Genomic DNA, 21,926 nt, shown 5'->3' on the forward strand with positions numbered 1-21,926 from the left:
CAGACGGCTTCTTAGCGGCGCTGCCAGCCCGATGCTTCAAGCATGCTGAAAGCTTTTAGCATGGCACTTTCAATACCCGCCGATACCGCCAGTCCAAATTTCCGGCTGATGGTTTTCGGCGGCTCAAGCCTGACCCGGTAGACCTTAGCGTCTGCCATACGCTCAACCAAGTAGGCCTCGCTGGTGCCCACGCTATCAATCAACCGGTTCGAGAGCGCTTCACTGCCGTACCATATCTCGCCTGTTGCCAGCGTCTCGATATCCATATCGGGCCGATGTTCGCTGACATAACCCTTAAACAGGCGATGGGTGTTTTCCAAATCTTCCAAAAACTTTTCACGGCCCTCTTGGGTATTTTCCCCGATCACCGTTAGCGTGCGCTTATATTTACCCGCAGTGAGTAATTCAACATCAATATCGTGACGTTTAAGCAAGCGGTGAACGTTAGGTACCTGCGCCACGACGCCAATCGAGCCGATCACCGCAAAGGGCGCAGCCTTAATATGCTGAGCCGTACAGGCCATCATATAGCCCCCGCTCGCTGCCACCTTGTCGATGCAAACGGTAGTCGCAAGCCCCGCGCGTTGCAGCCGGTCCAGCTGAGCCGCGGCCAGCCCGTACGCGTGGACAAGCCCACCCGCTGATTCCAAACGTACCACGACCTCGTCACTGGGCTCGGCAACATCAATGATCGCCGACACTTCCTGGGCAAACTGCTCGGTTTGAGAGGCCTTGATATCGCCGTGAAAATCCAGTACCCACACTCTGGATTTTTGCTCAACGCTGTCTTTGTTCTTCGCCGTTTTTTGGCGATTTTTATCTTCCTGGCGAAACGCCTTGATCAGCTTTTTACGGGCGCCCTGCTCCGTTGCCGCAACGCGAAGGCGCCGCTTACGCGACCGGCGCTGGTCATTTAACGGCTCAATATGGAGTTTAAGGTCGCCTTCATGAGAACCTTTGCTACGTAAGACAAGTAAGGCTCCAAGACCTAACAGCACCACCACAATCGTGGTTTGCACCACGAAAGTGCCCATTTCTGCCATCCATTCACTCACGTACACTCTCCTATGACGAGGTTAAACTGTCGCTTGATATCAATTCATACGGCTTGATTAAAACAGTTGTTTAAAATACTCTCATTCACATTCATCGGGTCATTAGTCACCCATTTATACGTAATTTTTCTGCAAATGGAGATATTGTCATGTCAGTTAACACGCTTGAAAAGCTGCAAGCCCGCTTTAATCCTGAGGCCGCCGAAGGCATGGATGAAGTATTCCAGTTCCACTTTTCGGATGCTGGCGACCACTATTTAGTCATCAAGGATCGTACTCTGGATGTTCAAGAAGGCGAACACGATGACCCGTCGGTTAGCTTGAGCATGAGCACTGACACCTTGAAAGGCATCATGAGCGGTGATATCAACGGCATGACTGCCTTTATGACTGGCAAACTTAAAGCCACCGGTAATGTTATGTTGGCCACCAAGTTAACCAGTCTGTTTCCAGGTTAATTCACAATAGCGTCGTAATGACTAGCTGATTAGCGCCAACGCGCTAAATGCGTTTCAATTAATTCACGTGAAATGGAATACGGCGGCGGCAGCGACGGAAGCTGCCGCGGTGAAAACCAAGCCGCGTCGCTTATTTCAACACCATCGATTTTTATACGCCGTGTAGTGGCCTCCGCAAAAAATCCAAACATCAGTGAGTGTGGAAATGGCCATGCTTGGCTTTGATAATAGCGCAGCTGATCAACGTGCACGCCCACCTCCTCGAACACCTCACGATGAACGGCCTCCTCGGCTGATTCACCTGGCTCAATAAACCCCGCCAGCGTCGAATAGCGCCCGGGAGCAAAACGCGGGCTGCGAGCCAACAACATCGCCTCACCACTGGTTACCAACGTAATAATGCACGGTGAGATACGCGGATAGTTGCGATGCCCACACGCATGGCAATGCATGGCAAATTCCGCAGCCAACTTGGTAGCCTGTGCGCCGCAGCGCCCGCAGAAGCGATGGTTTTCAAACCAGGCGCCCACCTGCAATGCCGTAGAAAGCAGGCTAAACCAGGAAGCAGGAAGCTCTGCCATCCATTGCCGCCCATCAACCCAGTCATCACCGGGCTCTTTTTCAATCAACAGCGCTACCGGCTCATCATCCCAGTAGCACAGCGGCTGCATCTGCTCCGTCCACGGCTGAAAGGGCTGTAGCGGGGTCAGCGCCTGATCACCCGTTAATGGAGCGGGCGCCAAGTGGCTTCGCGAAACGTAAACGACTCGTCCTTCGCGTGCATCATGCGGAATTTCACGCCTAAGCATTGTGACCACTTTCCTCAAACCAATTGAGCTTATGAGCCTGACATTTAGCCTGGTGGGCCGCATGCTCTTCAGCGGTAGGCCGCACCACGCGCAGCTGCCCTGGGCTAAGGCTCAAGCGTTGAACCGAAAGGCCCTCGCTTGACGAGTTAGCCTGCTGTTCTTTCGAAGAAGCTTCCGAGTCCAGCGTTAATGCCGTTTGACCACCGGTCATGGCCAGATAAACGTCGGCTAGAATCTCGGAGTCAAGCAAAGCTCCGTGAAGTACGCGGTGGCCGTTATCGATATCGTAGCGCTTACATAGCGCATCCAGGCTATTACGCTGGCCGGGGTGAAGCTCCCGCGCCATGGTGAGCGTATCCAGCACTCGACAATACTGACGAACGGGCCCTAACGGCGTGCCGCCGCGCTGCTGGTTAAGCCTGCCAAACTCGTGATCCATAAAGCCCACATCGAACGGCGCGTTATGAATTACCAGTTCCGCCCCTTCAATAAAGGCCCAGAACTCGTCGGCAATCTGGGCAAACACCGGCTCGTTGGCGACCTTTGCATCATCGATCCCGTGAATCGCGACGACTTCGGCGTCAATGTGGCGTTCAGGATTAATATATTGATGGTAAGTACGCCCGGTAAAACGCCGGTTGATCATCTCAACGGCGCCAATCTCTACAATGCGATGGCCATCTTTTGGGTCGATACCGGTCGTTTCGGTATCCATGATTATTTGGCGCATCACGCTCTCCTCTGATGTTGCTCATCGATTGCTTCATTAGCGAGCTCGTCGGCTCGCTCATTACCTGGATGGCCACTGTGTCCTTTTACCCAGTGCCATTCAATCGTGTGGCGATGGGTCTCTTCATGCAGCTCTTTCCACAGCTCGGCGTTTTTAACGGGCTGCTTGGCAGCCGTTTTCCAACCCCGTTTGACCCAGTTATGTATCCACTGAGTAATCCCCTGCCGGACATATTGGGAATCCGTCCATAACGCTACTTCACACGGTTGGTTAAGCGTACGTAACGCCATGATCGCGGCCATTAATTCCATACGGTTATTGGTGGTGTCAGCTTCATAGCCCTTTAGGGTTTTCTCATGCTCGCCACTAAAAAGAATGACGCCCCATCCCCCCGGGCCTGGGTTACCTCGGCACGCACCATCGGTATATACCGTGACCTGTGGTAGGCGCTCGGCCGCTTGATTACTCACTCTGTCTATCCTTTATTGGCTGGCGTTGGCTCAATGTGTCTTGATGAGACTGGCAGTGCGACGGTTTGCCGCTGCGCGTAGCACCCAGGGACGAGGAGGAAACCGGGCTTGGCAGCGTAAATCTTACCCGCTTGACGTGAGCTGATTGCTGACGTCGCTGCGCCTTAATCATATAGCTCTCCCCCCACGGCAGGTTGTGCCGACGCCCCATAGTCTCCCACCCTTCACGACAAGACGACTTCATCAAGCCTCTAAAACAGCAATAGTCTACGCGCTCGACCTCAAAATCGACAAACGCCAACCAGTCGCGTAGCCGGCCAGGCTTATGCCGCTCCCCGTTCCAGGGGAATGCCGGGCGACGCTTGCGCCATCGGCGCGTCAAGCCATTGATCCCCATTGGGTTGAAGCCAAACAGCACCAGTATGCCGTTGTCGGCGGTTACCCGCGCCGCTTCCTGTAACGTGTGGTGGGCATCGTCCAGATGCTCTAGCCAATGATGGATGATCACCACATCCATGCAGCGATCAGGTAGCGCTAGATGGTCAGAGGGGCACACTAGCGTCGACGGGCTGGTTGCCAGTTCATAGGTTGGCGCCCAACGAATGGCATGCGGGATCGCTGACATGGTCATTAGGTCAGGCCCCATACTCATCTCTAAACTATGCCGCCCAGCCCGGCTTTCAACCACCGGCCCCAGGCAGGCGCGCTGCATGTCCCAAAGCGAGCGTCCGGCATCGGTTTGCCAGTAAGGCTGGCTACTTATCAAGCGCTTGGCGATTGTAGTGGCCCTTGTCGAATTTGACATGAACAGCGCTTACCTCCAAAGTAACGGCTTTTTAACGACATCTCTGCGTCTTTTCAACGTACTTAACAGCAGAATTGCAACCCTAAAAGGATCTCGCCCATGATGAGCGTGACACCGATTCCCGCCCTTAGCGACAACTATATTTGGCTATTAAGACAAGATACCAGTCAAAGTGTTTGCGTGGTGGATCCAGGTGACGCTGATCCTGTTATTGAACTTTTAGAGCGCGAATCACTGACGCTGAATACTATCCTTATTACTCACCACCACCACGATCATACCGGTGGACTGGCCAAGTTGATCAAACGTTACTCGCCCCATGTGATTGGCCCCGAGAACCCAACCATTAAGGGCATTAGCCAAGCCGTGGGTGAGGGCGACCAAATTCGCATTATGGGCCGCCTGTTTGAAGTCATGGCAACGCCGGGCCATACGCTTGACCACATAAGTTTCTATACGCCGGGTATACCGGCGCTGCTGTTTTGCGGCGACACCCTGTTTTGCGCGGGCTGCGGCCGCTTGTTTGAAGGCTCGCCTGAACAAATGCATACCTCGCTGAACAAACTAGCGGAACTACCTGACGATACGCTGGTCTTTGCTGCTCATGAGTATACGCAGGCAAATCTTGTGTTTGCCCAAGCAGCTGACCCAGAGAATGACGACGTGACATACGCCTTAAAGGAATGCGAAAAGGCCAGGGCGCTAGACCGCCCCACCTTACCCAGCACGATAGGACGCGAGCTGAAAATTAATCCCTACCTGCGTGTAAGCACACCGAGCGTGCGCAATGCGGCAGGTGAACAGGGTGCTAATGATAACGACCTCGCGACGTTCACCACTCTGCGTGAGTGGAAGAACCGATTTTAAGAATGCTATCGAAACCAAACGAATGACACTATGACCTATCGAACGATTCGCCAGCGCTTACTGCTAAGCGCTGGCAGTACGCTAGTTATGGGCCTGTTACTGGCCGCTGCAGCAAACTCACAAGCGTCAACCCCCGCGTATAATACGTCCTATACGCCCACGGCATCCGACGACGTCGGTACACCCGTAACAGTGCAACCCTCCTCGTTTCACAGCCATTTTTGGGAAGCCTTAACGCTGGAACCGCAGGATGCCTGGACAAAATTGCGCGCAAGCTTTCAATGGCAGGACTTGACCCTGCCCGCCGACGCCCAGGCCCGGGTTGATGAATGGATCGAGTACTATCGTTCAAGCCCACACAATATTGCCACCATTACCGAACGCGCCACCCCCTGGCTTGCCTGGATCACTCAGCAGGTAAGTGAACGCGGCCTGCCCGGTGAAATAGCGTTAATTCCTTTCGTGGAAAGCTCTTTTGATCCCAGCGCCAAAAGCCACCGCGGTGCCGCAGGGCTGTGGCAATTTATGCCGGGTACGGGCGATGCGTTAGGGCTAGTGCGTAACGGTAACTACGATGGCCGATTAGACGTTATCACCTCCACCGCGGCCGCGCTGGACTACCTGGAAATGCAGGCCGATGAGTGGTATCACGGCGACATTATGCTTTCGTTAGCCGCTTATAACGCCGGTGCCGGAACCGTTAATCGCGCACAGCGTAATGCACAAGCCCAGGGGTCGGTAGGCGATTACTGGGATCTTTCACTGCCGCATGAAACCATGCAGTACATCCCCAAGCTCAAAGCCATCGCCACTATCATCAATAACCCTGAGCAATTCAACGTCGCCTTGCCAGACATCACTCTGGATCCCGTGTTTGCTAAAGTTCAGCTTGAACAACCGCTTAGTATTGCTCAAGCTTCCCAGCTTTTAGACGTTAGTCAATCAGCGCTAGCCGAGCTAAACCCTGGTCTGCTAAATGGCAGTATCGACCCGCGCAACGTACAAACGCTGCTGGTCCCCGAAGAAGTCGATACTCAAGTGTTAGCTCAGCTTTCGCCGACCACATCTACTGAGCTTGCCTCTACCCAAACGCCGGATATTCATCGCGTTGAAAGTGGGGACAATCTGTCAGCCATTGCCAGCCGGTACAATGTCACTCAGAATGACTTAATACGCTGGAATGCCCTCGACCGCCCGGAGGCTTTACAACCAGGCCAGCTCCTGACCCTTTCAGGAAGTTGAGTTGAAAAACTCTGATCACTTGGGACGTAACCGATGCCGCGTGGTGTTCTGTTTGTAAAGACGTTTTTAATCGTCAACTGTTTGCTGTTGAGCCTGTCAGCCTCTGCTCTCGATACACAGGCTGACTCCCAGGCGGAGGCCATGACAGCAGACGGGGTAACGGCCGCCGATGTATTGCCGTCAAACACCGCGCCCATTGAAACCATGCATGGCTTATCGCTTTATGATAGCCCTGAGCTTCCATCAGATTTTGCCTATTTTCCTCACGTCAATCCGCAGGCGCCTAAAGGCGGTAGCATCACCCACACCGCCGTGGGCAGTAGCTTTGACTCAACCAATCCGTTCATTATTCGCGGTACGCCCGCCACCGGCATATCGCAGATCTACGATACATTAATGGTGAGCAACCCGGGCGAGCCCTTCAGCCTCTATGGCTTGCTAGCCGAAGGCGTGCGTCTGGACCCGAACCGTGAATGGATGGAGTTTGACCTGCGACCAGAAGCGCGCTTTCAGGATGGCGAGCCCGTCACGGCTTATGATGTCGTATTTAGCTTTAACCTGCTGCGTGAGAAAGGCAATCCGTTTTACGCCAGTTATTATGCCGATGTTGAGCAAATCGTTGCGCTAAACGAGCACCAGGTTCGTTTTGAGTTTTCGAGCACAGAGTCTCGTGAATTACCGTTAATCGTTACTCAGCTCCCCATCCTGCCCCGCCACTATTGGGAATCGCACGATTTCACCGCGCCCACGCTTACTGCACATCCAGGCTCCGGCCCCTATCGTATTAGCGAGGTCGATCCCGGGCGGCGCATCGTTTATCAGCGTGATGAGGACTATTGGGGCAAGGATCTGCCGGTTAACGTTGGCCGCTACAATATTGATCGGGTGATTTACGATTACTATCGTGACAGGGATATCGCCTGGGAAGCCTTCAAGGCGGGCCTGACAGATTTTAGAATAGATGCACGAGCGGCCACTTGGGCGATTGGCTACGATTTTCCGGCGTATCGCGAAGGGTTGGTTGAACGCATTACGATACCTGATGTAAACCCCTCATTGATGCAGGCGTTTGTTTTCAACCTGCGGAAAGAAAAGTTTCAAGACCCGCGAGTTCGCGAAGCGCTTAGCCTGACCTTCGACTTTCCCTGGCTGAATACCAATATTTTTTATAAAGCCTACCAGCGCACCGAAAGCTATTTCCAGAACTCAGAAATGGAAGCCGTTGGCCCTCCGTCAGAAGCGGAGCTTGCCCTGCTGGAACCTTTCCGCGAAGAGCTGCTGGCATCTCATCGCTCAGACAGGCTATTTACCGACTCACTGCCTATCGATCAACCGACTGAGATTCGTGAACGGCTGCGCCGGGCACTTGAACTACTTCATGAAGCGGGCTACCAGGTTGAAGACGGCGTATTGGTTAATGAGCAGACAGGAGAACCTCTACGTCTAGAGGTCATGCTTTACGACGCAAGCCTTGAGCGTGTAGTGCAACCAATGCTCCGCAACATGGCGCGCCTTGGGGTACAAACCTCCATGCGAATTGTGGATATCAACCAATACCTCAATCGTCAGCGTAATTACGATTACGATATCGTGATCAGCCACTTCCCCCAGTCTAACAACCCCGGCAATGAACAGCGTGACTTCTGGAGCAGTGCTGCTGCTGAGGCGCCGCAAAGCCGTAACCGAATGGCGCTTGCTCACCCGGCAGTGGATGCATTAATTGAGGAGATTATTAGCGCGGAGAACCGGGAAGAACTGGATACTGCAACGCGTGCGCTTGACCGCGTGCTGCGCTGGGGATTTTACACGATTCCCCATTATCACTCCGGCGAAACGCGTATTGCGGTATGGGATAAGTTCGGCTACCAAGAGCCTTTCCCAGCGTACGCGATGGATTTAGATGCCTGGTGGGTCGACACCGACCGTGAAGCTGCCTTGCAGCGTCGTCGTTGAGTCTGACCAGGCCACAAAAAATACTAATCACAATATCCAAGTCACACGACTCACGGAGTGCACTGTGGCACGCTATACACTACGCCGACTGCTGTTAATGATCCCCACACTGGTGGGAATCATGCTGCTCAACTTTATGATTGTTCAGGCAGCCCCCGGTGGGCCGATTGATCAGATGTTGGCGCGCTTTGAAGGCGCCAATGCCATGGCCAGCACGCGCCTGGACATGGGGGGTGCTGATGTACAGGTAAGTGATGACTCGCGTGGCGCACGCGGTATTGACCCTCGGTTTATCGAGCAGCTAGAACAACAATTTGGGTTCGACAAGCCTGCCCACGAGCGTTTTATTGGCATGATGGCGGATTACCTTACCTTCGACTTCGGAACGAGCTTTTTTCGTGATCGCCCGGTTATCGACCTGATGATTGAACGCCTGCCGGTATCGGTTTCATTAGGGCTATGGACCACCCTGCTGGTCTACTTGATTTCCATCCCTCTAGGCATCCGCAAGGCGTTACGACACGGCTCACGGTTTGATGTGTGGACCTCAGGGCTAGTGATCGTCGGCTACGCCATACCCGGGTTTCTTTTCGCAATCCTGCTGATTGTGCTTTTCGCAGGCGGCACTTATCTAGACTGGTTCCCGCTGCGCGGATTAACCTCACCGGATTTTGCCGACCTGTCCACCTGGGGCAAGATAAAAGACTACTTCTGGCATATCACGCTGCCGGTGACGGCGGCGGCCATTGGCAGCTTTGCAACACTAACCATGCTGACTAAAAACAGCTTTTTAGACGAGATTCATAAACAGTACGTACTGACGGCGCGTTCCAAAGGAGCCACCGAGCAGCGCATTCTGTATGGCCATGTGTTTCGCAACGCCATGCTGATCATAATTGCGGGTTTACCGGCTGCCATGATCGGTATTTTCTTTACCGGCGCGCTGCTGATTGAAGTCATTTTCTCACTCGATGGTTTGGGACTGCTGGGGTTTGAGGCCGTTATGCAGCGCGATTATCCGGTAATTTTTGGCACGCTTTTTTTATACACGGTGATTGGATTGCTGCTTAAGCTGATTTCCGACCTGACCTATATGTGGGTAGATCCGCGTATCGACTTCGCTTCAAGGGAGTCGTGAAGATGTCTATCAGTTCACGGCTTTCACCGATTACGCTGCGTCGGCTTGCGGCTTTCAAGGCCAATCGACGGGCGCGCATTTCGCTTTGGTTATTTGGCGTACTGTTTATTTTAAGCTTATTTGCTGAACTCATCGCCAACGACAAGCCGCTCATTCTGCATTACGACGGCCAGTGGTACGCACCGCTGCTGGTTGACTATCCAGAAACCGAGTTCGGCGGTTTTTTACCCACTCGAACAGATTATCTGGACCCTTTTATTCAGCAGCAGATTAACGAGAATGGCTGGGCGCTATGGCCGCTTATCCCGTTCTCCTATCAAACGCTGGATATGCAGATGACAGAGCCTTCCCCCGCGCCGCCCGATACCCGCCACTGGCTGGGTACCGATGATCAAGGCCGCGATGTATTGGCCCGCGTCATTTATGGCTTTCGGCTTTCGGTCGCCTTTGCCCTGGTGTTAACGGCAGGTTCATTGGTAATGGGTGTACTGGCAGGCGGTGTGCAGGGTTATTTTGGTGGCAAGGTGGATCTTATTGGCCAGCGGATAACCGAAATATGGTCGGGTCTTCCCGTCCTGTTTCTGCTGATAATTCTGGCAAGCTTTGTGCAGCCGGGTTTTTGGTGGCTGCTGGGCATTATGCTGCTGTTTTCCTGGCTGGGCCTGGTCGATATTGTCCGCGCGGAATTTTTACGCGCCCGCAATCTGGAATATGTCCGCGCTGCAAAAGCCATGGGGCTGCCTTCACGCCTGATAATGTGGCGCCATGTCCTGCCGAATGCCATGGTCGCCACGCTTACGTTTATTCCTTTTCTGTTTACCGGAGCGATCGGTACGCTGACTGCGCTGGATTTCCTGGGCTTTGGTTTGCCACCAGGCTCTCCCTCGCTGGGTGAGCTTGCCGCCCAAGGTAAAAACAACCTTCATGCGCCGTGGCTTGGGATTACGGCGTTCATGACACTGGCCATTATGCTCTCGCTACTCGTGTTTATTGGCGAGGGCCTGCGCGATGCCTTTGATCCACGCCACGTAAAACCGCGTCTTAAACCCGCGCAGGAAGCTAACCATGCTTAAACCACTGCTTCGCCTCGACAACCTGACCATTGCTTTTGATGGCGCAGTGGTAGTGGATGCCCTAACGCTTACCGTCAATGCCGGTGAAACCCTGGCTATAGTGGGTGAATCCGGGTCTGGCAAGTCAGTCTCAGCATTAGGCGCCATCAATTTATTGCCCAGTAATGCCGAAGTAAGCGGTGGGCGCTGGCTTGAGGAGACAGACCTTAATCAGCTTACCCGCCGAGATTGGAATGCGGTACGCGGTAATCGTGTTGGATTTGTCTTTCAAGAGCCCATGACCTCGCTTAACCCGCTGCATCGTATAGGCAAGCAGATTGGCGAAGCGCTACGCCTGCATCAGGGGCTTCGCGGGCAGGCAGCACGTACCTGGGCGAAAGAACTTCTAGAGCAGGTCAAACTGCCCCGCGCTGATGAGTTGCTTGAGGCATGGCCACACCAGCTTTCCGGCGGCCAGCGCCAGCGGGTGATGATTGCCATGGCCATCGCCAACAACCCGGCGCTGCTGATCGCCGATGAGCCCACGACAGCGCTGGATGTTACCGTTCAGCAAGACATACTCGCCCTTTTAAAAGAGCTTCGTGATCAGCACGGCATGGGTATGCTGTTTATTAGCCACGATCTTAACCTGGTACGCCGTTATGCCGAACGGGTTTGCGTCATGTATCGCGGTAAAATTCAGGAAATAGGGTCGGTTGAAGAGGTGTTTAACAACCCGCAAAGCGACTACACCAAAGCGCTTTTAGCGGCAGAACCTGAAGGCAGGCCTGCGGCACTTGCCGCCACCAAGCCACTACTCACCGCGCGCCAGCTAAAAGTCAGTTTTGAGCGCCCCAAAACGGGATTATTCAAGCGTCAGCCGCCCCCTTTCGAAGCCGTCAAGGCAACGGATTTGACGATTGCTCCGGGGGAAACGCTGGGCATTGTCGGTGAATCAGGCTCGGGCAAAACCACGCTCGCCTCCGCGATTATGCGCCTTGTGCAAAGCCAGGGAGAAATCAGCCTGGGCGATGTTCCGTTAAGCCAGTTGAAGGGCAATGCATTACGCCGCCAGCGCCATCGTTTACAGATGGTCTTCCAGGACCCTTATGGCGCGCTTTCGCCGCGTATGCCGGTATTTGATATCGTCAGCGAAGGGCTGCGCTTTCATTACCCTGATTTGCCCCTCAGCGAAGTAACCCAACGCGTGCATCAAACTCTGCATGAAGTGGGCTTACCGGAAAGCTGTGCGGCGCGTTACCCGCACGAATTTTCCGGCGGGCAGCGCCAGCGTATTGCCGTGGCCAGGGCGATTATTCTGGAGCCTGAGCTATTAGTACTGGATGAGCCGACCTCGGCGCTGGACCGCACCGTGCAAAAGCAGCTAGTTACCCTGCTGCGCCAGCTACAGGAACGCCGCCAGCTGAGCTATCTGTTTATTAGCCACGACCTGGCCGTCATACGCGCCATGGCGCACCGTATTATGGTGTTAAAAGATGGTGAAGTGGTTGAACAAGGGCCCTGCCTTGACGTTCTCGCCTCGCCCCAGCACCCGTACACCCAAGCGTTAATTGCGGCCGCCCAATTGCGCCAACTACCTGCTTAACGATTTAAGCGTTAAAGGGAGAATGTGTGATTTCAAGACAACAAACAAGATAACGGTATAAATTATAGGGGTTGTTCCGACGCTATTGCCTGGTGCAATAGCGCCGAGAACGCATGACGTGCTTTAGAAGCTGGCTATTTCTTCTGCGGTTAGCTCACGCCATTCCCCTGGGGCCAAATCATTGGGTAACGTTATATCGCCTATCGATTGGCGGTGCAGCGCATTCACATGATTCCCCAGGGCGACAAACATGCGTTTCACTTGGTGATAGCGCCCTTCGGTAATGGTCAGCTCGGCTTGGGTCGGCGTTAGAAAGCGTAGCAATGCGGGCTGAGTTGGCGTCTCCTCACCTTCCAGCATAATGCCTTCGGCTACCTGGTTAATGGCCCATTCAGCGGCGCTACCTTCTACCGGTTCAGCAAGTTCGGCAATATACACCTTCGCGCAGCGATGGCGTGGCGAGGTAACCCGGTGTGACCACTGGCCGTCGTCGGTGAGCAACAAAAGCCCCGTGGTATCGGCGTCCAACCGCCCTACTGGTTGCAGGCGCTCGACTTTAGGCAGGTCAATCAAGTCGATAACGCGCGGATAAAGACCCCGCCTGGCGGTGCACTCCACATCCGTGGGTTTATGCATCATAAGGTAGCGAAGCCCGACCAGTTCGAGCTTTTCGCCATTAAACGTTACCTCATCTTGCTCGGTATCAATCTGGGTGGCCGCTTGCTTGATAGGTTTGCCATTTAAGGTAACGTCACCATCTTTAAGCGCCCGTTTGGCCAAGCTACGCGTTAGCGGGGTTGTTTCACTTAGAAAGCGGTCAAGGCGCATTATTGACCCACTCCTGGCAGTAGTGAAAAGCGGTCGGCATCTTGCCAGGCAGGAAATTTTTCACGAAAAGCATCTAATTCCATTTTATCTAGCGTTCCCGTTTCAATAAACGGTGTATTTGCAGGGTGGTCAATGAGCGGTTCGCCCTTAAAATCAACCAGCATGGAGTCACCACTGTAAGCCAGCCCTTTGGCATCTTCCCCTACCCGGTTGACCCCAACGACATAGGCAAGGTTTTCAACCGCTCGGGCTTGAAGCAGCGTTCGCCAGGGTTGGCGGCGCGGCGCTGGCCAGTTGGCAACACAAAGTAGCGCATCATACTCGAAGTGCTCATTGTCTGCTGGCTGCTGGCGCGACCAGACAGGGAAACGCAGGTCGTAGCACACGCTTAAGAGTAATTTAAACCCTTTAAGCTCGACTACTTGCCGGGTTTTGCCCATGCCATAGCGTTCGTGCTCACCCGCCATGCGAAACAGATGCCGCTTATCGTAGTAGCTAACCTCGCCTTCTGGGGTGGCCCATACCATCCGGTTGTAATACTGCCCGTCATCGACAATTGCGACACTGCCGGTCATCACGCAGTTACGTGCCTTCGCCTGGTCCTGCAACCAGTTAACGCTTTGGCTTTCCGCCATCGGCTGGGCCATTTCACGGGAATTCATGGTAAATCCCGTGGCAAACATTTCAGGCAAGACAATAAGGTCGGTGTCGCGGCTGTCCAAATCGCCTAGCAGCTGGGCTAGATGTGCATGGTTTGCCTGCGGATCTTCCCAGCGCAGGTCGCACTGAACAAGGCTCGTTTTAAGCTGACTCATGCCACTTCTCCTTTCGGCCAGTGTGTTTTTCAAATTATGTGCTAGATTAGCATTTTTAGTTAATGAGGCTGCTATGCTTTCCACGTCAACTCGCGATCCCCAGGCAGTCAAAGGCGTCACGTTTGGCTTAACTGCCTACATTATGTGGGGATGTTTCCCGCTATTTTTCGCGCTGTTTGACGGTATTCCAGCCTTTGAAATTCTTATTCATCGAATTTTATGGTCGTGCCTTTTCCTGGTCGGCTTGATTACGTTTTTAAAGCGCTGGGCACCTGTGACCCAAGCATTAAGCCAGCCCAAGCGCCTGGGCCGCGTGCTGATCTGTGCATTGCTAATTGCCTTTAACTGGGGCCTTTACATTTATGCTGTCGAAAGCAAGCAGGTGCTCCAGGCAAGCTTAGGCTATTTCTTGACACCTTTGGTCAATGTCGCCCTAGGCATGCTGGTGCTGCGTGAAGTGATGGCCCGCCTACAACTAGTCGCTCTGGGGCTAGCAAGCCTTGCCATCGCCATTCAGTTTGCGATGTTGGGTGAGCTGCCTTGGATCAGCCTGATGCTCGCGCTCAGTTTTGGTAGCTATGGGCTGTTTCGCAAGCAGGTGCCGCTTGATGGTTTGTCGGGGCTATTTGTGGAAACCCTGCTGCTCTTCCCCCTCGCGCTTATAGCGATTAGCTGGCTTAGTTGGCAGGGCGACTCGCACTTTCTTTATGATATGCCCATGAGCGGGCTGCTCATCATCAGTGGCGTATTAACCGCACTGCCGTTAATGGCGTTCGCGGGTGCTGCCCGACGCTTGAGGCTCTCGACGCTGGGCTTTTTGATGTACATCAACCCCAGCATTCAGTTTTTGATCGCGCTAATCATTTTTGGCGAGCCGCTGGGGATGATTCAGCTCGCCACCTTTATCATGATCTGGCTGGGGCTTGCGCTTTACTCATGGTCATCCTGGCAATCACGCCCGCGCCAAGCCGTTGTGAGCTAGCTGATTCTGGCCTGAATGTGATACCGCCAGAGAAACCTCATTTCTGCCAGAAACACGCTCCGGCTGATAGCCCACGCGAAAACCGCCCCAATGCTTACCGTTAATAAAAATCGGTACGGAAAGGTCATGCATCACCTCACCCGTATCGCGTTTATAGGTTTGTAGTAGTAAGGGCTGGGTATGTGTGCCGCACCGGCTGCCGGTAGGATCATCAAAGATGCGCTTACTCCGGCAGTATTTTAAGTCATGCGCACTATCACCCGTTGGTGCGCGGCTTACCGCAGCATTATGGGTAGGCACGTAGCCGTTGCGGTCACAGGCAATCGCGTAGCTAAGTTCATACCCTGTAAGCAGCGGCTCCTGAAGGTCAGGTAGCACTTGATCGGTAAAATCATCAAACGCCGTACGATACAACGGCGGCTGAGTGCCCGGTATTTTTTGGTAGTCCGGCTGAAATAGCGCTGACTCTGAAAGCGCACCGCTTTTGAGAGCTTTCTCAAATAGCCTGCCAATGTGATCAGCGGCTTGGCGTGCCACACTGAATACCTGCTGATGGCGCCCCTGCAGGCGCTGCTGGGCCAGCTCTCCGTCCACCCCTTCGGCTGCCTCCATCAAAGCCCGCGCCTGCGCCGCCAGGTCATGCATATTGCGATTACCTTCATCTACATCACTTTCCAACTGACGTAGGCTGTCGGCCACGGTTTGACTATGGGCTTTGGTCGTTTCCATGGCGTCAGCGACGCTGGTGATTTCACGCTGAACATGATCGAACTCGTGGGTAATAGTACCCAGCCCCTCGCCTACTTGGCTCATACCCTGGGAGCGCTCGCGGATACGCATCATTAGTGCCCCCAGCGTAGTGGCAACATCCTGGCCGCTTTCGTGCATATCTTTAACCAGCGTCTCGACACTTTGGGTTGCGGTTGAGGTTTTTAATGCCAAGCTGCGTACTTCGCCTGCAACTACCGCAAAGCCCCGCCCATGCTCCCCGGCTCGGGCGGCTTCGATGGATGCGTTAAGTGACAGCAGATGCGTTTGCTCAGCGATACCCTCAATCATTGAGGTGACTTGGCGTACTCGCTCAATTTTATCGTTGAGGAGCGTTAACATCTCAAGCGCCTGGTCCGAGCGTTCAGCTACGTCACTCATATCACTGACGATATCGGCAAGCTCAGCGTGATTATGGTGGCTGGATTGACGGGCTTTTTCGGCAAGTGCTGCCACTTGGCTAGCACTGGTACTCACCTGCAAGATAGCGGCATTGATCGCCGCCACGCTGGAGGACGCCTCCCGGGCCATTGTTTCCTGCTTGCCAAGGCGCTGATCCATCAGATCGGCATAGTGTGAAACCTCAGCCGATGCGATGGCCGTACTGCTAGCTCGCTGCATCAGCCGATACGCCATGGCCCGTAGCGATCCATAATCCTTAAGCGGTTTGAATCCACGCATAGGCTGGGCCAGGCGCTGTTGACTGGCTAAATACACGCTTAGTTGAGTATTGGCGACCATTCCGGCGCCAGCTAGCCCGGCACACACAAGCGCAAGATAGGTTAATAGACTGGCCTGCGCTACTAACCAGACCGATAGTCCCAGCAGCGCCAAAGGCGCCAGCAAACGAAGTAGCCGCATGTGAAGTACTCTTTTGTAATTAACGTTATTGAGCAGCGTTACAGATTTGGCGCTTGTAAGCTTTTTTCATGAGCTTAACGGGTTACGCTTATGAAAGAAGTAGCACTTTGGGGGAAGAGATAAGTAATTTATCCGGCAACGCCGCAATGATGGCTTTAACGCGTTAATATAGTCATATAAAGAAAGAACTATCGGTTCTTAAAACTAGTCTTTAAAACCTAGTCTTTAAAACCTCGGTTTTTAAAAAATACAGCTTCCAAACGGTCCATAAGTTCATGCTGAAGCGTTACTTGCCTATTTTTACGTGGCTGCCTCACTATCATAAGCGCTTGCTGGGCGCTGATATGCTGGCGGGTGTCATTGTTACGGCCATGGTGATTCCACAGTCGCTGGCTTATGCATTGCTGGCGGGACTGCCTGCCGTTGTTGGTTTGTACGCCAGCATCCTGCCCCAACTGTTTTATACCCTGATGGGAACAAGCCGCACGCTTGCCGTAGGGCCAGTGGCCATTATTGCGCTAATGACCGGCGCGGCACTCTCATCTATTGCCCAGCCTGGCACAGAGGCGTATCTGCAGGCCGCGTTAGTCCTTTCGCTACTTTCAGGCCTGATATTGGTGACCATGGGCGCGCTTCGCATGGGCTTTTTTAGCAACTTTTTAAGCCACCCCGTTATTTCAGGCTTTTTAACCGCCTCAGGCATATTAATTGCGGCAAGCCAGCTAGGTAGCTTGCTGGGTGTGTCCAGCAGTGGTTTTACCCTGATTGAACGAGCCATCACGCTAATCCCCAATTTACCCGCGTTTAACCCCTACACACTTGGGATAGGCGCCGGTACGCTGACGTTTTTAATCGCCATGCGCCGTTATGGCAAGCAGACCCTTACCCGGTTTGGTATCCCCCCCGCCCTTGCTGATTTGCTCACCAAGGCAGGTCCGGTGTTTGCGGTAGTTGCTACCTCACTGATCACCTGGCATTGGCAGCTGGCAGCGTCAGGTGTCGCGGTGGTCGGCGACATTCCCAGCGGCTTGCCCGCCCTTAGCTTTCCCTGGGCAGACGCCTCACTATGGCGAGCGTTATTAATCCCGGCGCTGCTGATCAGCTTGGTAGGTTTTGTTGAGTCGGTTTCCATGGGACAAATGCTCGCTGCTAAGCGGCGCCAACGTATTTCCCCCAATCAGGAGTTGATTGGTTTGGGAGCAGCCAATCTTGCGGCCGGTATCACTAGCGGCATGCCGGTCACTGGCGGCTTATCGCGCACCGTTATCAACTACGATGCTGGGGCACAAACGCCCGCTGCTGGCGCCTTTGCAGCCTTGGGTATTGCGCTGGTCACCATGTCGTTTACCGGTTGGCTTTACTACCTGCCCATTGCCACACTGGCTGCGACTATTTCGGTATCCATACTCACTCTGGTGGATATCCCCATGCTGCGCCAAACGTGGCGCTATTCGGGCAGTGATTTTGCCGCAATGGCAGTGACCATCCTGCTAACCTTGGTAGAAGGTATTGAAGCGGGCATTATCGGTGGCGTCACTCTGTCTATTGCGCTCTTTCTTTACCGTACCAGCCGCCCGCATAGCGCTATTGTGGGCCGGGTGCCCGATACCGAGCATTTTCGTAATACCGCCCGCCATGATGTGGAAACCGTCAGCAACGTGGCGTTACTGCGTATTGATGAAAGCCTCTATTTCGCCAACGCTCGCTATTTGGAAGATACCGTCTACAACCTGGTTGCAAGCCATCCTGAGCTTGAGCACGTTGTGTTGATTTGCTCCGCGGTTAACCTGATTGATGCTTCTGCTTTGGAAAGCCTGGATGCAATCAATGCCCGGCTTAAAGACTCCAACGTGAAGCTGCATCTATCTGAGGTGAAAGGCCCCGTCATGGACAAGCTGAAAAAGAGTGATTTTCTGGACGCTCTGACAGGCCGGGTTTTTTTGAGTACTTACGCAGCCTGGCGCGAATTTTCGTAATTACCTTACTCTTCTAATCTTCTGAAAAGCCAGGTCTTTACCTGGCTTTTTGCATTTCTAAAGGGTGAGTTTTATGTCTGGATTGATAACAGCATTGACATTTCCCCATTGGCTTACCTACTATCATCCGACCACCAAGCAAAACCAAATACCGCATAGCAAAACACTAAGTAACTAAATGTAACGACAAACATAATAATGGAGCCTGCCAATGCGCCCTTTCGCCCATCGCCTTCTCATTGCCGCCTTACCACTTTCGTTGTTAAGTGCCGCTGTTACCTATGCCAACGAGGTTGAATTGCCCTCCACCATGGCATGGACTGCCTACGGCACTAATTCGAGCGGTTACGCTCAAGCCGTGGCCATCGGCAATATGCTGCAAAACAAATACGACTCATCGGTGCGCATTCTGCCAGGAGACAACGATGTCTCGCGCATGACACCGCTAAAGCAAGGGCGTGTTGACCTTTGTGCGTGCGGTATCGCCAGTTACTACGGCGCTGAAGGCGTGATGATGTTTGCCGATCGCGACTGGGGCCCTCAGCCGCTACGCGTAATTACCACGTCGACTGCCTCTTTTGGCCTTTCTCTGGCGGTGGCGGGCGATCTGGAGGTTGAAACACCCGCAGATCTGGCGGGCAAACGCATTGCCTATATACGCGGCGATGATGCGCTCAATAAAGGCACTGAAGCGTACCTGGCGTTTGGCGGGCTTACCTGGGATGACGTTGAACGGGTCGATTACCCAGGCTATGGCCGTTCGTTTGATGGCATTATCGCCGGTGATGTAGACGCCTCATTTACCACGACCGTCACTCCTCCGGCCCAGCAGCTTGCCAGCAGCCCGCGCGGTATCAGTTGGCCGGTGCTAGATCCTAACGATGAAGCAGGTTGGGAGCGCATGGCCGCGGTGGCGCCTTATTTTCGCCCTCATGAAGCCACATCAGGCGCTGGCGGCATCAGTGCGGATAATCCGGTGCCCAGTGCCAGCTATCCGTATCCTATCGTGGTGGCCAATCAAGACTTGGAAGACAACGTTGCTTACGGCCTGATCAAAGCCATGCAGGAGAATTTTGACGACTACAAGGATAACGCTCCCGGTGCGCTTGGTTACGCCTTGGATCAGCAGGACCTTCAGTGGGTAGTGCCATTCCACGACGCCGTGGTGGAGTACTACAAAGAGATCGATGTATGGACCGATGAAATGCAGGCGCACCAGGATAAACTGGTCGAGCGTCAGAACGTGCTGTTAAGCGCCTGGGAAAGCTTTATGCAGGACGCACCCAGTGATGACGAGGCCTTTACTACCGCATGGATGGAAGCCCGCGCCAGCGCATTGAGTGATGCCGGCTTCGAACCGATCTTCGAGTAATACTCAAGTCTTCGGGCAATACGTCAAAGGGCGGCGCTCGCCGCCCTCTGCTGATTGACGATCTTTCCATATCATAGTCGCCATAACTAAAGATACTTCGCCATGACTACAGATACTGCTCCTGCCAATAATCAGCAGGTTAAAGAAAAGATCAGCCAGATCCGTGAGCTGCCCCCGGCGCTGCGCTGGGTTCCCGCCACAGTGACCGTCATTTTGATGCTGATGACGCTTGATTTTCTTTTCAACCTGGGGTTGCTTACCTTTGTCACGGGCCTGGAAACACAATTTTATTACGCTGTGGTCGCGCTTCTGCTTCCCTTGGTTTTTTTGCTTTGGCCCTTGCGTAGCAGCCAGCAGGAGCAGCCTATCCCGTGGTACGACTATCTGCTAAGTGCTACAACGCTCATCGTGGGTGGCTACTTTGTTGTTAACGCGGTGCCCATTCTGGAACGCGGCTGGGCGTTCGACGCTCCGCAGCTTGCGATCTATGCAAGCTACGCCTACTGGTTATTAATCGTTGAGGCGGCCCGGCGAGCTGGCGGCTTGCCCATTGCGATTATTGCAGGTGTGTTCTCGCTTTATCCGCTGGTGGCTGACATTGTCCCTGGGCCAATCCAGGCGTTCCCATCCACCCTTGAACAAACCGCCATGTACCACACCATGAGTACCGAAAGCATCATGGGTGTACCGTTACAGGCATTCGCGGGCCTGGTAATCGGCTTTTTGGTATTTGGCGTTGTGCTGCAAAAAAGCGGTGGCGGCAAGTTTTTCATCAATCTGGCGTTTGCGTTGCTAGGCCATGTGCGCGGCGGCCCAGCTAAAGTTTCGATTTTCTCGAGTGGCCTGATGGGCTCCATGAGCGGTAGCGTCATCAGTAACGTGCTCACTACCGGCGTATTATCAATTCCGGCCATGCGGCGTATTGGCATGAGCCGCTCTTTTGCGGGCGGCGTTGAAGCCTGTGCCTCAACAGGCGGCGTGTTAATGCCTCCGGTGATGGGTGCCACAGCGTTTGTCATGGCGATGTTTCTGGACATTCCCTATTCGACTGTAGCGCTTGCCGCCGTTATTCCCTCGATTCTGTATTTTTTAGGCCTGTTTATTCAGATAGACGCCTACGCCGCGCGTCACGATATCAAAGGTCTGCCGGCCATTGAGCTGCCTTCGCTGAAGCAGACACTCAAAGAGGGCTGGTACTTTATTTTCGTTTTCGCCTTACTCGTCTGGATGCTGCTGATCATGCAGCGCGAAGCCGTGGCGCCGTTTTACGCCACCGCCCTTCTGCTGGTGCTCAATCAGTTCTCCAAGCACAACCGCTGGGGCTGGAAAGATGTGACCGATACGCTGTCATCGGCGGCTAAGCTGTTTGCCGAGCTAATTGCCATCTTGGCAGGCGTAGGCATGCTGGTCGGCGCGCTTTCTATGACCGGCCTTTCCGGTACCATCGCTAATGATTTCATTAATATCGCCGGGGGCAGCGTGCCCTTGCTGCTGATTATGGGCGCCGTTACCAGCTTCGTGCTTGGCATTGGCATGACCGTCACCGCGGCTTATATCTTCCTGGCAGTGGCTCTGGCACCAGCCTTGATTCAAGGCGGCGGCCTGGACCCCATGGCAGTACACATGTTCATCCTCTACTGGGGCATGCTGAGCTTTATCACACCGCCGGTAGCGCTGGGGGCGTTTGCTGCCGCTACCGTTGCCGGTGCCCGGCCGATGGAAACGGGCCTACAAGCGATGCGCCTGGGTAGCGTCATTTACTTTATTCCGTTTTTGTTCGTACTTAACCCCGCGCTAATTATGCAGGGCGCGCCGCTTATGATCGTTGCCGTGTTTATCCAGGCGGTTATCGGCATCATCTTGTTTGCCTCAGCCATGCAGGGTTATCTAATGGGCGTTGGCCGCCTGGGTTATGGCGCCCTGCAGGAGATCATCATTCGTAGCTTGATTCTTATCGCGGGGCTGTTGCTGGCATTACCCGGGGGTGGAATGGTGCCGCTGAGCCAATGGGAGCTAATTGGTCTGGCACTTGCCGCACTAGTGCCAGGCATTTTGTTGGCACGCTTAAGCCAACGCTATCATCAGCGCTCTCATACCCCGACGGCCATAGAACCTTGATGCAGCCTACGGCACGTTAAT

General features: G+C 53.9%; 19 protein-coding genes. 11 read left to right on the forward strand and 8 right to left on the reverse strand.

The features are described from left to right. Positions 1-11: 11 nt before the first annotated feature. Positions 12-1,055, reverse strand: a complete 1,044-nt coding sequence (sohB, locus tag INT33_RS15810; protein ID WP_193092364.1) for a protease SohB — start codon at positions 1,053-1,055, stop codon at positions 12-14. Between the two features lie 149 nt (positions 1,056-1,204). On the opposite strand from sohB, the gene INT33_RS15815 reads away from it, so the two are divergent. Further along, the gene (locus INT33_RS15815; RefSeq protein ID WP_192539063.1) at positions 1,205-1,513 is read left to right on the forward strand and encodes an SCP2 sterol-binding domain-containing protein; all 309 of its coding nucleotides are present in this window, start codon (positions 1,205-1,207) and stop codon (positions 1,511-1,513) included. 29 nt (positions 1,514-1,542) lie between these two features. On the opposite strand, the gene nudC is transcribed toward INT33_RS15815, so the two are convergent. From nudC to INT33_RS15835, 4 genes are read right to left on the reverse strand one after another with little or no spacing between them, the layout of a single operon-like run. Continuing rightward, the gene (gene nudC, locus INT33_RS15820; protein WP_193092365.1) at positions 1,543-2,322 is read right to left on the reverse strand and encodes an NAD(+) diphosphatase; all 780 of its coding nucleotides are present in this window, start codon (positions 2,320-2,322) and stop codon (positions 1,543-1,545) included. Further along, positions 2,315-3,052 (reverse strand): DNA polymerase III subunit epsilon, encoded by a 738-nt coding sequence (gene dnaQ / locus INT33_RS15825; protein WP_192539065.1) that lies wholly within the window; start codon positions 3,050-3,052, stop codon positions 2,315-2,317. Before dnaQ ends, nudC begins: the two co-directional genes overlap by 8 nt. After that, positions 3,052-3,522, reverse strand: coding sequence for a ribonuclease HI (gene rnhA, locus INT33_RS15830; RefSeq protein WP_018916204.1), 471 nt, complete (start codon positions 3,520-3,522; stop codon positions 3,052-3,054). The genes dnaQ and rnhA overlap by 1 nt, the downstream gene beginning before the upstream one ends. Beyond that, positions 3,515-4,327: a class I SAM-dependent methyltransferase gene (locus tag INT33_RS15835; RefSeq protein WP_193092366.1), complete on the reverse strand. Its 813-nt coding sequence runs from the start codon at positions 4,325-4,327 to the stop codon at positions 3,515-3,517. Before INT33_RS15835 ends, rnhA begins: the two co-directional genes overlap by 8 nt. A gap of 99 nt (positions 4,328-4,426) precedes the next feature. Here INT33_RS15835 and gloB point away from each other — a divergent pair, with 99 nt between their 5' ends. The 6 genes from gloB (at position 4,427) to INT33_RS15865 (ending at position 12,185) form a co-directional block, all read left to right on the forward strand. Further along, positions 4,427-5,194 (forward strand): hydroxyacylglutathione hydrolase, encoded by a 768-nt coding sequence (gene gloB, locus INT33_RS15840; protein WP_193092367.1) that lies wholly within the window; start codon positions 4,427-4,429, stop codon positions 5,192-5,194. A gap of 30 nt (positions 5,195-5,224) precedes the next feature. Beyond that, positions 5,225-6,436, forward strand: coding sequence for a transglycosylase SLT domain-containing protein (locus tag INT33_RS15845; protein WP_193092368.1), 1,212 nt, complete (start codon positions 5,225-5,227; stop codon positions 6,434-6,436). A gap of 141 nt (positions 6,437-6,577) precedes the next feature. After that, a complete protein-coding gene (locus INT33_RS15850) occupies positions 6,578-8,389 on the forward strand; it encodes an extracellular solute-binding protein (protein ID WP_407648097.1) in 1,812 nt (603 codons plus the stop codon). 64 nt (positions 8,390-8,453) lie between these two features. Then, the gene (locus INT33_RS15855; protein ID WP_018916209.1) at positions 8,454-9,527 is read left to right on the forward strand and encodes a microcin C ABC transporter permease YejB; all 1,074 of its coding nucleotides are present in this window, start codon (positions 8,454-8,456) and stop codon (positions 9,525-9,527) included. 2 nt (positions 9,528-9,529) lie between these two features. After that, positions 9,530-10,600, forward strand: a complete 1,071-nt coding sequence (locus INT33_RS15860) for an ABC transporter permease (protein ID WP_192539071.1) — start codon at positions 9,530-9,532, stop codon at positions 10,598-10,600. Continuing rightward, the gene (locus INT33_RS15865) at positions 10,593-12,185 is read left to right on the forward strand and encodes an ABC transporter ATP-binding protein (protein WP_193092370.1); all 1,593 of its coding nucleotides are present in this window, start codon (positions 10,593-10,595) and stop codon (positions 12,183-12,185) included. The genes INT33_RS15860 and INT33_RS15865 overlap by 8 nt, the downstream gene beginning before the upstream one ends. A gap of 123 nt (positions 12,186-12,308) precedes the next feature. Here the strand turns inward: INT33_RS15865 and INT33_RS15870 are convergent, their stop codons facing one another. Both INT33_RS15870 and INT33_RS15875 read right to left on the reverse strand, forming a co-directional pair. Further along, positions 12,309-13,013, reverse strand: coding sequence for a pseudouridine synthase (locus INT33_RS15870; RefSeq protein ID WP_192539073.1), 705 nt, complete (start codon positions 13,011-13,013; stop codon positions 12,309-12,311). Beyond that, the gene (locus INT33_RS15875; protein WP_193092371.1) at positions 13,013-13,828 is read right to left on the reverse strand and encodes an amidohydrolase; all 816 of its coding nucleotides are present in this window, start codon (positions 13,826-13,828) and stop codon (positions 13,013-13,015) included. Before INT33_RS15875 ends, INT33_RS15870 begins: the two co-directional genes overlap by 1 nt. A gap of 73 nt (positions 13,829-13,901) precedes the next feature. On the opposite strand from INT33_RS15875, the gene rarD reads away from it, so the two are divergent. Further along, positions 13,902-14,810: an EamA family transporter RarD gene (gene rarD, locus INT33_RS15880; RefSeq protein ID WP_193092372.1), complete on the forward strand. Its 909-nt coding sequence runs from the start codon at positions 13,902-13,904 to the stop codon at positions 14,808-14,810. Here the strand turns inward: rarD and INT33_RS15885 are convergent. Beyond that, a complete protein-coding gene (locus INT33_RS15885) occupies positions 14,781-16,439 on the reverse strand; it encodes a methyl-accepting chemotaxis protein (RefSeq protein ID WP_193092373.1) in 1,659 nt (552 codons plus the stop codon). The genes rarD and INT33_RS15885 overlap by 30 nt on opposite strands. Positions 16,440-16,714: 275 nt before the next feature. Here INT33_RS15885 and INT33_RS15890 point away from each other — a divergent pair, with 275 nt between their 5' ends. From INT33_RS15890 to INT33_RS15900, 3 genes are all read left to right on the forward strand, one after another. Continuing rightward, complete coding sequence (locus tag INT33_RS15890; protein WP_193092374.1) at positions 16,715-18,415, forward strand: SulP family inorganic anion transporter; 1,701 nt, start codon at positions 16,715-16,717, stop codon at positions 18,413-18,415. A 211-nt stretch (positions 18,416-18,626) separates the two neighbouring features. Continuing rightward, positions 18,627-19,787, forward strand: a complete 1,161-nt coding sequence (locus tag INT33_RS15895) for a TAXI family TRAP transporter solute-binding subunit (protein WP_193092375.1) — start codon at positions 18,627-18,629, stop codon at positions 19,785-19,787. Between the two features lie 102 nt (positions 19,788-19,889). Then, entirely contained in the window at positions 19,890-21,905 is a 2,016-nt protein-coding gene (locus tag INT33_RS15900; protein ID WP_193092376.1) for a TRAP transporter permease, read from the forward strand. Positions 21,906-21,926: the final 21 nt, after the last annotated feature.

Origin of the sequence: Halomonas colorata (genome assembly GCF_014897985.1) — a bacterium.
Lineage (GTDB): Bacteria > Pseudomonadota > Gammaproteobacteria > Pseudomonadales > Halomonadaceae > Vreelandella > Vreelandella colorata.